The 12,186-nt window shown below is 69.2% G+C and carries 15 protein-coding genes; 7 read left to right on the top strand and 8 right to left on the bottom strand.

Features of this window, described 5'->3' with window-relative positions; all coding sequences use genetic code 11:
- Window positions 1–80: 80 nt before the first annotated feature.
- From mnmE to ACFPMG_RS25865, 3 genes are read right to left on the bottom strand one after another with little or no spacing between them, the layout of a single operon-like run.
- Window positions 81–1,412 carry a tRNA uridine-5-carboxymethylaminomethyl(34) synthesis GTPase MnmE gene (gene mnmE / locus ACFPMG_RS25855; protein WP_376998247.1) on the bottom strand — a complete coding sequence of 444 codons (1,332 nt, stop codon included), beginning with the start codon at window positions 1,410–1,412 and terminating at the stop codon, window positions 81–83.
- A 34-nt stretch (window positions 1,413–1,446) separates the two neighbouring features.
- A complete protein-coding gene (locus ACFPMG_RS25860; protein ID WP_376998112.1) occupies window positions 1,447–1,806 on the bottom strand; it encodes a (2Fe-2S) ferredoxin domain-containing protein in 360 nt (119 codons plus the stop codon).
- On the bottom strand, window positions 1,803–2,054 hold the full coding sequence (locus ACFPMG_RS25865) for a DUF6489 family protein (RefSeq protein ID WP_014238933.1): 252 nt from the start codon (window positions 2,052–2,054) through the stop codon (window positions 1,803–1,805). The genes ACFPMG_RS25860 and ACFPMG_RS25865 overlap by 4 nt, the downstream gene beginning before the upstream one ends.
- A 154-nt stretch (window positions 2,055–2,208) precedes the next feature.
- Between ACFPMG_RS25865 and ACFPMG_RS25870 the strand changes: the two genes are divergently transcribed.
- Genes ACFPMG_RS25870 through ACFPMG_RS25880 form a run of 3 tightly spaced genes read left to right on the top strand, consistent with a single transcriptional unit; the run spans window position 2,209 to window position 5,749 of the window.
- A complete protein-coding gene (locus ACFPMG_RS25870; RefSeq protein ID WP_376998113.1) occupies window positions 2,209–4,227 on the top strand; it encodes a thioredoxin domain-containing protein in 2,019 nt (672 codons plus the stop codon).
- Window positions 4,228–4,231: 4 nt separating this feature from the next.
- Window positions 4,232–4,753 (top strand): methylated-DNA--[protein]-cysteine S-methyltransferase, encoded by a 522-nt coding sequence (locus tag ACFPMG_RS25875; RefSeq protein WP_376998114.1) that lies wholly within the window; start codon window positions 4,232–4,234, stop codon window positions 4,751–4,753.
- 21 nt (window positions 4,754–4,774) lie between these two features.
- A complete protein-coding gene (locus tag ACFPMG_RS25880) occupies window positions 4,775–5,749 on the top strand; it encodes a quinone oxidoreductase family protein (protein WP_376998116.1) in 975 nt (324 codons plus the stop codon).
- Between the two features lie 94 nt (window positions 5,750–5,843).
- On the opposite strand, the gene dnaQ is transcribed toward ACFPMG_RS25880, so the two are convergent.
- The 5 genes from dnaQ to ACFPMG_RS25905 are packed head-to-tail and all read right to left on the bottom strand — an operon-like array spanning window position 5,844 to window position 9,457.
- On the bottom strand, window positions 5,844–6,521 hold the full coding sequence (dnaQ, locus tag ACFPMG_RS25885) for a DNA polymerase III subunit epsilon (protein WP_149165402.1): 678 nt from the start codon (window positions 6,519–6,521) through the stop codon (window positions 5,844–5,846).
- Window positions 6,514–7,158: a dephospho-CoA kinase gene (gene coaE / locus ACFPMG_RS25890; protein WP_376998117.1), complete on the bottom strand. Its 645-nt coding sequence runs from the start codon at window positions 7,156–7,158 to the stop codon at window positions 6,514–6,516. Before coaE ends, dnaQ begins: the two co-directional genes overlap by 8 nt.
- A gap of 9 nt (window positions 7,159–7,167) precedes the next feature.
- A complete protein-coding gene (locus tag ACFPMG_RS25895) occupies window positions 7,168–8,007 on the bottom strand; it encodes a shikimate dehydrogenase (RefSeq protein ID WP_376998118.1) in 840 nt (279 codons plus the stop codon).
- Window positions 8,004–8,612, bottom strand: a complete 609-nt coding sequence (locus tag ACFPMG_RS25900; RefSeq protein WP_417281718.1) for a Maf family protein — start codon at window positions 8,610–8,612, stop codon at window positions 8,004–8,006. Before ACFPMG_RS25900 ends, ACFPMG_RS25895 begins: the two co-directional genes overlap by 4 nt.
- Entirely contained in the window at window positions 8,609–9,457 is an 849-nt protein-coding gene (locus ACFPMG_RS25905; protein WP_094301390.1) for a pyruvate, water dikinase regulatory protein, read from the bottom strand. Before ACFPMG_RS25905 ends, ACFPMG_RS25900 begins: the two co-directional genes overlap by 4 nt.
- A 448-nt stretch (window positions 9,458–9,905) precedes the next feature.
- On the opposite strand from ACFPMG_RS25905, the gene hemE reads away from it, so the two are divergent.
- From hemE to ACFPMG_RS25925, 4 genes are all read left to right on the top strand, one after another.
- Window positions 9,906–10,931, top strand: coding sequence for a uroporphyrinogen decarboxylase (hemE, locus tag ACFPMG_RS25910; RefSeq protein WP_376998250.1), 1,026 nt, complete (start codon window positions 9,906–9,908; stop codon window positions 10,929–10,931).
- A gap of 50 nt (window positions 10,932–10,981) precedes the next feature.
- Window positions 10,982–11,410 (top strand): protoporphyrinogen oxidase HemJ, encoded by a 429-nt coding sequence (hemJ, locus tag ACFPMG_RS25915; RefSeq protein ID WP_038530217.1) that lies wholly within the window; start codon window positions 10,982–10,984, stop codon window positions 11,408–11,410.
- Window positions 11,411–11,509: 99 nt separating this feature from the next.
- Window positions 11,510–11,734, top strand: a complete 225-nt coding sequence (locus tag ACFPMG_RS25920) for an AbrB/MazE/SpoVT family DNA-binding domain-containing protein (RefSeq protein ID WP_376998119.1) — start codon at window positions 11,510–11,512, stop codon at window positions 11,732–11,734.
- 6 nt (window positions 11,735–11,740) lie between these two features.
- On the top strand, window positions 11,741–12,184 hold the full coding sequence (locus ACFPMG_RS25925; protein WP_376998120.1) for a type II toxin-antitoxin system death-on-curing family toxin: 444 nt from the start codon (window positions 11,741–11,743) through the stop codon (window positions 12,182–12,184).
- The last annotated feature ends 2 nt before the right edge of the window (window positions 12,185–12,186 follow it).

Consider the following 12,186-nt stretch of genomic DNA (forward strand, 5'->3'; position numbering starts at 1 on the left):
CGCCAAGCGCCGCGACGCAGCAAAGCCCGTGTTTCACGTGAAACAGAGCGGCGCGTCGCCTTTGTCACGCCCCTCTGGGCTCACTTGCCGATGCAGAAATCCCGGAAGATCACGTCCAGCAGGTCTTCGACATCGACCCGCCCGGTGATCCGCCCGAGAGCGCGGCTCGCCAGACGCACGTCCTCGGCCATCAGCTCCGGCAGGGGAGCGGTCAAGGCACGGCGCAGGGCATCCCGGCACTCCTCCAAGGCAGAGCGGTGGCGGGCGCGGGTCAGCGCCGGGGCACCGCTGCCGGCCAGCCGGTCGGCGGTAAACGCCGTTAAACGCCGCTCCAGTTCCGGCAGGCCGGCACCAGTCCGGGCGGAGACCGCAACCGCCTCCCAGCCGCCGACCGTCGCCACCGCGGCGTCGACGACGTCCGTCTTGTTCAGGACCACCACCGTGTCCTTGTCGAGCAGGGCGACCGTCGCCGGGTCGAGCGTCGGTAGAGCGGTGGCGTCGAACACGGCGACCTTCACGTCGGCGCGGGCGGCGCGGTCGAGTGCGCGGCGGATGCCTTCCTCTTCCACCTCGTCGGCGGCCGCCTCACGCAGGCCCGCCGTGTCGGCCAGCACCACCGGGTAGCCGCCGAGGTCGAGATGGACTTCGATCACGTCCCGGGTGGTGCCGGCGCGGGCCGAGACGATGGCGGCCTCGCGGCGGGCGAGAGCGTTCAGCAGGCTCGACTTCCCAGCGTTGGGCGCGCCGACGATGGCGATGTGCAGCCCCTCGCGCAGCCGTTCCCCACGGCCACGGTCATCGAGGTGGGCGTCGATCTCGGCGGCGAGGGCGCCCAGCACAGGACGCGCGGCGTCCGACACACCGGACGGCAGGTCCTCGTCGGGAAAGTCGATGTCGGCTTCGATGTGGGCGAGCGACCGGGTCAGCCGCTCGCGCCAACCGTCATAGAGTTTGCCGAGCGCGCCTTCCATCTGGCGCAGGGCCTGACGGCGTTGGGCGGAGGTCTCGGCGTCCACAAGGTCGGCGACCGCCTCGGCCTCGGTCAGGTCGAGCTTGCCGTTCTCGAAGGCGCGGCGCGTGAACTCACCGGGTTCGGCGACGCGCAGGCCGGGCAGGGCGGAGAGCGCCTCCACCACGCCGGACACCACGGCGCGCCCACCATGCAGGTGCAGCTCGACCACGTCCTCACCGGTGAAGCTGCGGGGGGCTGTGAAGCGCAGGACCAGGGCGTCGTCCAGCGCCTCGCAGGTCTTGGGATCGCGCAGCCGGACCAGGGTGGCCATGCGGGGTTCGGGCAGCGGCTTGCCGATCAAGGCGGCGAGGGCGGCGCAGGAGGCCGGGCCCGAAACGCGAACCACCGCCACACCGGCGCGGCCGGGGGCGGTGGCGAGGGCGAAGATGGTGGGGATCATCGTGCCGAGTGTCATCGTGCCGGTTCCGGAACGATTAGCCGGCCTGTTCCGGCAGCAATTCCGTTTGTTCCGGCTTCAGCATGAGCCGCTCCACACGGCCACCACCGATCACATGCGTCTCCAGGATCGCGTCCACGTCGGCGAAGGAGTGGTAGGTGTACCAGACGCCCTCCGGATAGACGACCAGCACCGGACCCAGCTCGCAGCGGTCCAGGCAACCGGCGGCGTTGATGCGCACCCGGCCGTCCAGACCCAGCTCGCGGGCGCGCGCCTTCATGTAGTCGCGGAGCTTTTCGGACCCCCGGGCGGCGCAGGAGCCGCGCTTGTGGCCGTCGGGGCGGCGGTTGGTGCAGGAGAAAACATGGACTTCGAAGTAGGGCTTCGGATCGGTCACTTGCGTCCATCCTGTCCCATGGCGGCGGCCATCTGGGACCAAAACATTTTCTGAAGCTGCTCCATGCCCTGAATTCCCGCCGGCAGCCACGTCTTCATCATCGTCTCGGGGTCCATGGCGAGCAGGGAGGCCTGCATGCGGTCCTGGATCTCCTGCATCATGGCGTCCTGCATGGGCTTCACGTCGGGAAGGCCCAGGAAGTGGCGCGCCTCCTCGGGTGTGCAGTCGATGTCGATGGTGATCTTCATGGCCCCATTTCCTTGGAAGGCGCGCGGTGCGCGGGAAATTAAGGGTTGAGCGCCGCTTCGGCTCATGCCCCACTATACAGATAGGAAGCCCTGGCGCAACGGCACCGCCGCGCCAGTTTATTCCCAACCACGCCACAGACCGGAAACGCCTGCGATGCCCGCGAACCTGCTTGGCCGGGAGACCAGCCCCTACCTGCTCCAGCACAAGGACAACCCCGTCCATTGGATGGCCTGGGGTCGCGACGCCTTCGAACGGGCCAAGCGCGAGAACAAGCCGGTGCTGCTGTCGGTCGGCTACGCCGCCTGCCACTGGTGCCACGTGATGGCGCACGAGAGCTTCGAGAACCCGGAAATCGCCGGGCTGATGAACGAGTTGTTCGTCAACATCAAGGTGGACCGGGAGGAGCGGCCCGACGTCGATCAGATCTACCAGTCGGCCCTGGCAATGCTGGGGCAGCAGGGCGGTTGGCCGCTGACCATGTTCCTGACGCCGGAGGCCGAGCCCTTCTGGGGCGGCACCTACTTCCCGCCGGCCTCGCGCTACGGGCGGCCCGGCTTCCCCGACGTGCTGCGCGGCGTGGCGGAGACCTACCGCAACAAGCCGGAGAACGTGACCCGCAACGTCGCCGCGCTGAAGGACGCGCTGGGCAAGCTGGCCGAGAACCGGGCGGCGGGGGAGGTCGACCTCGCCATGCTGGACCAGATCGCCGACCGGCTGGTCCGCGAGGTCGATCCCTTCCACGGCGGCATCGGCCACGCCCCGAAATTCCCCCAGGTGCCGATCTTCACGCTGCTGTGGCGGGCCTGGCTGCGCACCGGCAAGGAGCCCTACCGGGAGGCGGTCACCAACACGCTGGCCCACATGGGACAGGGCGGCATCTACGATCACCTGGGCGGCGGCTTCGCCCGCTACTCGGTGGACGAGATGTGGCTGGTGCCGCATTTCGAGAAGATGCTCTACGACAACGCCCAGCTCCTCGACCTGATGACGCTGGTCTGGCAGGCGGAGCGGGAGCCGCTGTTCGAGGCGCGCATCCGTGAAACGGTGGGCTGGGTGCTGCGCGAGATGATCGCCGAGGGCGGGGGCTTCGCGGCGACCCAGGACGCCGACAGCGAGGGCGAGGAGGGCCTCTTCTACATCTGGAACGAGGAGGAGATCGACCGGCTCCTCGGCCCCGGCGCGGAGGTCTTCAAGCGCGCCTACGGCGTCACGCCCCAGGGCAACTGGGAAGGGGCGACCATCCTCAACCGGCTGCACCGCATCGAGGCGCTGGACGCCGAGACCGAGGCTGTGCTGGCCGAACAGCGGGCGATCCTGTGGCGGGAGCGCGAAAAGCGGATCAAGCCGGGCTGGGACGACAAGGTGCTGGCCGACTGGAACGGCCTGATGATCGCGGCCCTCGCCCAGGCCGGCATGGTCTTCGACGAGCCGGAGTGGATCGCGGCGGCACAGCGGGCCTTCGCCTTCGTCCGCGACCGCATGACCGAGGACGGGCGCCTTCTGCACAGCTGGCGGGCCGGACAGCTCAAGCACCGGGCGACGCTGGACGACTACGCCCACATGGCGCGCGCGGCGCTCGCCCTGCACGAGGCGACCGGCGACGCGGAGCCGCTGGAACAGGCGCGGGCCTGGGTGCGGGTGCTCGACGCGCATTTCTGGGACGCCCAGGCCGGCGGCTATTTCTACACGGCGGACGACGCCGACGATTTGATCGTCCGCACCAAATCCGCCGGCGACGCCGCGACCCCCAGCGGCAACGGCACCATGCTGGCCGTGCTGGCGACGCTGCACCACCGCACCGGCGAGGCCGCCTATCGCGAGCGGGCGGACGCCCTGGCCGCCGCCTTCTCCGGTGAGCTGAGCCGCAACTTCTTCCCGCTGCCGACCTATCTGAACGCGGCAGAGCTTCTCCAGAAGGCGCAGCAGATCGTCATCGTCGGCGACCCGCAGGCATCGGACACCGCGGCGCTGCGCCGGGCGGTGCTCGACCGACCGCTTCCCGACCGCATCCTCAGCGTCCTGCCGCCGGGGACCGATCTGCCCGCCGGGCACCCGGCGCACGGCAAGGGCATGCAGGGCGGGGTGGCGACCGCCTATGTCTGCACCGGCATGACCTGCTCCCCCCCGGTGACCGCGCCCGACGCGCTGGCCGCCGCCCTGAGCCGGAGATGACCCCATGGCGACGACGTTCAGCAATTCGGCCACCGGCAGCCTGACCATCGACAGCCCGCTGGGCCTGCTGACCCTGACCAGCGCCGCCGGCGCCATCGTGGCGCTCGACTGGGGACGGCTGGGCGACGACCGGCCGGACCCCGTGCTCGAAGAGGCGGCGCGCCAGCTCCGCGACTATTTCGCCGGGACGCGGTTGGATTTCGACCTGCCGCTGTCCCCCCGCGGGACGGCCTTCCGGCAAAAGGTCTGGGCGGCGATGCAGGCCATCCCCTACGGCGGCGTCCTGACCTACGGCGACGTCGCGCGGCTGCTGGACACGGCGCCGCGGGCCGTGGGCGGGGCCTGCGGGGCCAACCCGATCCCGGTAATCATCCCCTGCCACCGCATCGTCGGGGGCGGCGGGGCGCCCGGCGGCTATTCCGGCATGGGCGGCCTGCGGACCAAGGACTGGCTGCTCCGCCACGAGCGGCGGTACCGGGTGACAGCGGAACAGGCCGGCGATACGCTGGAGCTTCAGCTTCTATAAAAAGGGAAGGAACCGACCACCATGGTTCACGCGATCCGCATCCACGACTACGGCGGACCCGAAGCGCTGCGCTGGGACGAGATCGAGGTGGGCGACCCCGGCCCCGGTCAGGTGCGGCTGCGCCAGACCGCCGTCGGGCTGAACTACATCGACACCTATCACCGCTCCGGCGCCTACAAACTGCCGCAGCTTCCCGCCATCATCGGGACCGAGGGCGCCGGCGTGGTCGAGGCCGTGGGGCCGGACGTGACGACGCTGAAGCCCGGCGACCGGGTCGGTTACGCGCCGCTGATCGGCGCCTACGCCGAATCCCGCCTCGCCCCGGCCGACCGGCTGATTCCGCTGCCGAGCTGGATCGAGGACCGGCAGGCCGCCGCCATGCTGCTCCAGGGCATGACCGCGCAGTTCCTCCTGCGCTCCACCTACGCGGTGCAGCCGGGCGACACCATCCTGGTCCAGGCCGCCGCGGGCGGCGTCGGCCAGATCCTCTGCCAGTGGGCGAAGCATCTGGGCGCCACCGTGATCGGCACGGTCAGCAACGACGAGAAGGCGGAGCTGGCCCGCGCCGCCGGCTGCGACCATCCCATCGTCTACACGCGCGAGAATTTCGTGAACCGCGTGAAGGACCTGACGGACGGACAGGGCGTGCCGGTGGTCTATGACGGCGTCGGCAAGACGACCTTCATGGACAGCCTGGACTGCCTGCGTCCCCGCGGCTTCATGGTGCTGTTCGGCGCGGCGTCCGGGCCGGTCCCGCCGCTGGATCTCCAGGTGCTGGCGGCCAAAGGCTCGCTCTACGTCACGCGCCCGACCCTGTTCAGCTACGTTTCCAAGCGCGACGACCTGATGGCCAGCGCCGCCGACCTGTTCGAGGTGGTGCATACCGGCGGGGTGACCATCAACGTCGGCCAGACCTTCGCGCTGCGCGATGCGGCGGAGGCCCACCGGGCGCTGGAATCCCGCGCCACGACCGGATCGACGGTGCTGTTGCCGTAAGGGGGAAGAAGGGGGTTCGGCACATGTGCAACCCCCTCACCCTAACCCTCTCCCCAGAGGGGAGAGGGAATTCAAGCGCAGGAGAGGGAGTGCTTCACTCGGCGGCCCAGAGCGGGTTCTTCAGCTTCTTGAGAAGCTCCGCATGGGCCGCCAGCTCCTCCTCGCTCGGCGCGTGGGCGCGCGGGGCGCGGTAGGGGCGGTCGATGCGGATCGCCGCGGGACCGCCTGCCGCCGGACCGGAGGCCAGCGCCAGACCGGCCTGCCGCCCGCCGCGCAGCTCCAGATACACCTCGGCCAGAAGCTGGGCATCGAGGAGCGCGCCGTGGTAGGTGCGGCTGGAATTGTCGACACCGAAGCGCTTGCAGAGCGCGTCCAGGGTGGCCGGCGCGCCGGGGAACTTCTGCCGCGCCATCAGCAGCGTGTCGATGGCCCGGTCCTTCGGCATCACCGGATAGCCGGCGATCCGCATCTCCCAATTCAGGAAGTGCATGTCGAAGGCCGCGTTGTGGATCACCAGCGGCGCGTCGCCGATGAAGGCCACGAACTCCGCCACCACGTCGTTGAACAGCGGCTTATCCGACAGGAACTCCGTCGTCAGCCCGTGCACCGCCACGGCGTCCGGCGGCACGTCGCGCTCCGGGTTGACGTAGCAGTGGAAGGTCTTGCCGGTGGCGACGTGGTTGTGCAGCTCGACGCAGCCGATTTCGATCAGCCGATGCCCTTCCTCGGGCTTGAAGCCGGTCGTTTCCGTATCGAGGACGATCTCACGCATGAACCACCTGTCCGGGCTGGTATCCCCGCGGCGGCCACTGCCGTCCGCGGCGCCGCTTCACGTCGGCGAGGAGTTTGCGCAGGGCCCGCCGGGTGGCCCGCCGTCCATCGCCGGTGTTGACGACATGGTCGGCGCGCCGCCGCTTCTCCGCGTCGGGCATCTGCCGGGCCAGAATAGCGGCGAACTTGTCCGGCGTCATGCCCGGCCGCGCCAGCACCCGTGACTTCTGCACCAGGAAGGGGGCGGTGACCACCACGCTGCGGTCCACCTTGCGCTCCCCGCCGGTCTCGAACAGCAGGGGGATGTCCAGCACCGCCACGCGGACGCGGCGGCGCGCCGCTTGTTTCAGGAAGCGCCGCTGAGCGGCCTGCACCGCCGGGTGGAGGATCGCCTCCAGCCGCTTCAGAGCCGCCGGGTTGCCGAACACCGCGGCGCCCAGCGCCCGCCGGTCCACCGCACCGTCCACCACGACGCCGGGGAAGGCCGCCGCGATGGCCGGCACCGCCGCGCCGTGACGCCCCAGCAAGCCGTGCACCACGGCGTCGCTGTCGCAGACCGGCGCGCCCATGCGCTTCAGCATGCGCGCCGCCGTGCTCTTGCCCATGCCGATGGAGCCGGTCAGTCCCAAGACGATCATCGCGCGACCTCAGCCCTGGAGAACGGCGGCCTTCAGCCCCTCGGTCACCGCTGGCTCCCGGCCGAACCAAGCGGCGAAGCCGGGGCGGGCCTGGTGGAGCAGCATGCCGACGCCGTCCACCACACGGTTGCCGCGAGCCTGCGCCGCGGTCAGAAGCTGGGTCATCAAGGGCGTGTAGACGATGTCGGTGACGACGGCCGAACCGGGCAGGGCGCGCAGGTCCAGCTCCAGCGGCGGCTGGCCCGCCATGCCCTGGGTCGTCGTATTCACCACCAGCGCCGCGCCTTCGAGAAGCGTTTCACGTGAAACCCAATCGGCGGTCTCGATGGCGCCTCCGATATCGGCTGCCAGCTCGTCCGCCCGCGCCCGCGTGCGGTTGACCAGCCAGACCCGCGGCGCCCCTTCGTCGAGGAGGGAGGCGACGACGGCCCGCGCCGCACCACCGGCCCCGATGACCAGCGCCGGACCGTCCGCGGCATTCCAGCCCGGTGCGCCGCTCCTCAAATTCTCGATGAAGCCGAAGCCGTCGGTGTTGCGGCCCTCCAGCGACCCGTCCTCGCCGACCACGATGGTGTTGACGGCGCCCATCCGCTTGGCGGTGGTGTCCAGCCGATCGACCGTGCGGTAGGCGGCCTCCTTGTGCGGCACCGTGACGTTGCAGCCGCGGAAGCCGAGCGCGGGCAGGGCGCGGATGGCCTGCTCGATGCGGTCGGGCGGCACGGCCAGCGGCACATAGGCGCCGTCGATGCCATACTGCTCCAGCCAATAGCCGTGCAGCCGGGGCGAGCGCGAATGGCCGATCGGCCAGCCCATCACCCCGGCCAGCGTCGCCTTGCCGCTGATCGTCATTCCGCAATCACCCCATGCACCCGCAGGAACCCGAGCAGCGGCAGCAGCGGCAGCCCGAGGATGGTGAAGAAGTCGCCGTCCACCCGGTGGAAGAGCTGCGCACCCAAGCCTTCCAGGTGATAGGCGCCGACCGACCCCAGCACGTCGTCGCCCGCCGCGTTCAGGTAGGACTCCAGGAAGGCGTCGCTGAAGGGGCGCATGGTCAGGCGGGCGCGGTCCACATGGTGCCACAGCCGCTCGCCGTCGCGGATCACCACGGCACAGCTCACCAGCCGATGCGTCTTGCCGCGCAAATCCTGCAGCTGGACCCGAGCGGCGTCGCGGTCGGCCGGCTTGTCGAACCAGCGGCCCTCGCACTCCAGCATCTGGTCGGCGCCGATCACCAGGGCGCCGGGATGCTTGCGGGTAACGCGCTGCGCCTTCAGCTCAGCCAGTGCCTCGGCCACGTCCTCGACCGGGGCGCCCTCGGCACGGGCGGCCAGCTTGATCTCCTCCTCGTCCACCGCGGCGGGGGCAAGCGTGACGCGCACCCCGGCACGCTCCAGCATCTCCGCCCGGGTGCGGGAGCCGGAGGCGAGGATGACGGCGGGAACCGCTGCGTTCACGTGATCGATCCTTCGGGCGGGATGCCGGGCAGGCCGCCGGTCTGACGGCGGGCGAGCAGCATCATGATCTCCGCCGCCGTCTCCTCAATGGAGCGGCGTGACACGTCGATCACCGGCCAGCCGCGGCGGGTGAACATGCGCCGGGCGTCGGTGACCTCCGCCCGCACCACCTCGGGATCGACGTAGGTCGAGGACTCGTTCTGGTTCAGCAGCTTCAGACGGTTCCGGCGGATCTGCACCAGACGGTCCGGGTCCTTGGTCAGGCCGACGACCAACGGCCGGGTCAGCTTCTCGATCTCCGGGGGCATCGGGCATCCGGGGACGATCGGGATGTTCGCCGCCTTGATGCCGCGGTTCGCCAGATAGATGCAGGTCGGCGTCTTCGACGTGCGCGACACCCCCATCAGGATCACGTCGGCCTCGTGCAGGTCCCAGCTCGACTGGCCGTCATCGTGCGCCAGCGCAAAGTCCATGGCGTCCATGCGCCCGAAATACTCGGCGTCCAAGGCGTGCTGGCGGCCGGGCTGGCGCTGCGATTCCACGCCGAGGAAGGCGGCCAGCGCGTTGATCAGCGGGTCGAGCACCGGGATGCAGGGGACCTGCACCTCGCGGCAGAAGTCCTGGAGACGGCGGCGCAGCTTCTCGTCCACCAGCGTGAACATGACGAGGCCGCGATTCTCCTGGACGCCCTCCAGAACCATGTCGAGCTGACGCTCGGTCCGCACGAGATTCCAGAAATGCTCGACCGGGCGAACATCGTCGAACTGGATGACGCAGGCGCGGGCGACGCTGTTGATCGTCTCGCCGGTCGCGTCCGACACAAGATGCAGGTGGAACTGTCTCATCCGTCCCCAACGTGTTGTGGAGAACCCGTCCGAATCTGTGGACAACGGGGATCTCCTGGATTCTGTCCCTCCGGGCGGGACTCGTCGCCCCCGCTGGCGCCCCCTTCGGGACAATCCGCGCGCCCTCTCCGGAACATGGGTACAATGACTCCCGCGGACCATGTTATCCACGGGATTCCCAGGCTTCCCGATATAGCATTTCCGCCGTTTCCGGCGAAAGCGTCCGGAGTCGTCCACAGAATCCGATTTTCGTCCACAGCGCGCCATCCGGCCTGTGGACGATTCCGCGCAAAGCGGGGATTCCCGTTTTCCACAGGCACCCACCACCCCTTCTTCCTTTCTCTCTTTAAAAAGAATACTGAGTAGGAGGGTGACAACCCGCAGACCCGATTCACCTACAGGGGAACGATCCGCCGTGTCCGAGGCCGTGTCCAAGATTGCCAAGCCGATGCTCGCCGCCCTCGCTGGCGAGGTGCGTCCGCGCCCGCCCTTCTGGCTGATGCGCCAGGCCGGCCGTTACCTGCCGGAATATCGGGAATTGCGCGCCAAGGCCGGCAGCTTCCTGGACATGTGCTACAACCCCGATCACGCGGTGGAGGTGACCCTGCAGCCGCTGCGCCGCTACGATATGGACGCGGCGATTCTGTTCTCCGACATCCTGGTGGTGCCGCACGCGCTGGGCCAGCCGCTGGCCTTCCTGGAGGGCGAGGGGCCGAAGCTGGACCCTGTGAGAAGCGTGGAAGACCTCAAGCGCCTGTCGCGCGACCGCTTCCACGAGCGGCTGGAGCCGGTCTATGAGACCGTCCGCCGCCTCTCCCGCGCGATTCCGGCGCACACCACGCTGATCGGCTTTGCCGGGGCGCCCTGGACCATCGCCTGCTACATGGTCGAGGGGGCCGGGTCCAAAGAGTACGCGCATATCAAGCGCTGGGCCTACGGCGATCCCGCCGGGTTCAGCGCGCTTATGGATCTGCTGGTCGAGGTGACCGCCGACTACCTCTGCACCCAAATCGAGGCGGGCGCCGAGGTGGTCCAGCTCTTCGACAGCTGGGCGGGCGTCCTGCCGGCCGGCGAATTCCGCCGCTGGGTGATCGAGCCGACGCGGCGGATCGTCGATCTCATCAAGGCGCGCCACCCCGCGATTCCGGTCATCGGTTTCCCGCGCGGTGCGGGCCTCTCCTATGAGGCCTACGTCACGGGCAGTGGGGTGGATGCGGTCGGGCTCGACACCACCGTCCCGGTGGCTTGGGCGGCCGGGAATCTGCAATCCAGATTGCCGGTGCAGGGCAACCTCGACCCGATCATGCTCGCCGCCGGCGGCGAGGCCCTGCGCACCGCCGCGTCGGAGATTCTGGAGACGCTCGCCGGTAAGCCCTTCGTCTTCAACCTGGGCCACGGCGTGATCCAGACCACCCCGCCGGAACACGTGGCCGAACTGGCCCGTCTGATCAAGGACTGGCCGAACCGGGGCTGAGGCACCGGAGGGTTCCAAAAAGCGCGCAACGGGAAGGGAAGGGGATTCCAGTGCTTTATCTCTGGGTCAAGGCTCTGCACGTCATCAGCATCATCGCCTGGATGGCCGGGCTTCTCTATCTGCCGCGGCTGTTCGTCTACCATTGCGAGACGGCGCCGGGCTCCGAATCCTCGGAGCGCTTCAAGGTGATGGAGCGCCGCCTGCTGCGCGCCATCATGAATCCGGCGATGGGCGCCGCCTACCTGTTCGGAATCGCGATGATCGTGATGGAGCCGGCCTGGATGAAGCAGGGCTGGCTGCACGCCAAGCTGCTGTTCGTCCTGGCGCTCACCGGCACGCACATGATGATGGCGCGCTGGCGCAAGGACTTCGAGGCGGACCGCAACACCCGCCCGCAACGCTTCTTCCGCATGTGGAACGAGGCGCCGACCCTGCTGATGATCGGCATCGTCATCTTCGTGATCGTGAAGCCGTTCTGACGGAATAGGGCAGGGCGATGGTCGGCACGGGCCAGCCATCGCCCTTGACGTAATAACAAGCGTAATTACATTCCGTGCCGATCCCGCGCGGAGGTCGCCATGCACACCACCAAGCTGACCAAGGTCGGCAATTCCACCGGGCTCACCCTGCCGCGCGACGTGCTGGCGGCGGCGGACCTTCAGCGGGGCGACGCGGTGTCCGTCGAGGTGCGCGATGGCCGCATCGAGATCTCCAAGACCGACGACGGCTACAACCGCGCCATGGACATCGGTCGGCGCTTTTCCGCGCGCTACCGCCGGACCATGGACATCCTGTCCAAGTAGGTCGGCGTGGACCAGCCGTCGATCCAGGGCCGTCCCTACGTCAACCCGCCACTCCAGGCGGTGCTCGACCTGCATGGCGAGTTGCTGCTGGAACATGGCGGCGCGCCCGGCATGCGCGATCTCGGGGCCTTGGAGGCGTCGCTGGCCCGTCCCTACCAGCTCATCGCGTACGGCGACGACCGGCTGACCATTTTCGATCTGGCCGCCGCGGTGTGCGTCAGCGTCTGCCGCAATCACCCTTTCGTGGATGGATACAAGCGCGCGGCCTTCGTGGCGCTGGGCCTGTGTCTCGGCCTGAACGGCTTCGAGTTGGATGCGGCGGAGCGGGATGCGGCGGACACCATTCTGGCGCTCGCCGCCGGCAGGCTGGGCGAAGAGGCGTTCCGCGACTGGGTCGCCGACCATTGCTACGACATCGGCTTCTGCGACATGGGCGACCCGGAATCGTAGAG

Origin of the sequence: Azospirillum himalayense (assembly GCF_042657465.1) — a bacterium.
GTDB classification, from domain to species: Bacteria; Pseudomonadota; Alphaproteobacteria; order Azospirillales; family Azospirillaceae; genus Azospirillum; species Azospirillum himalayense.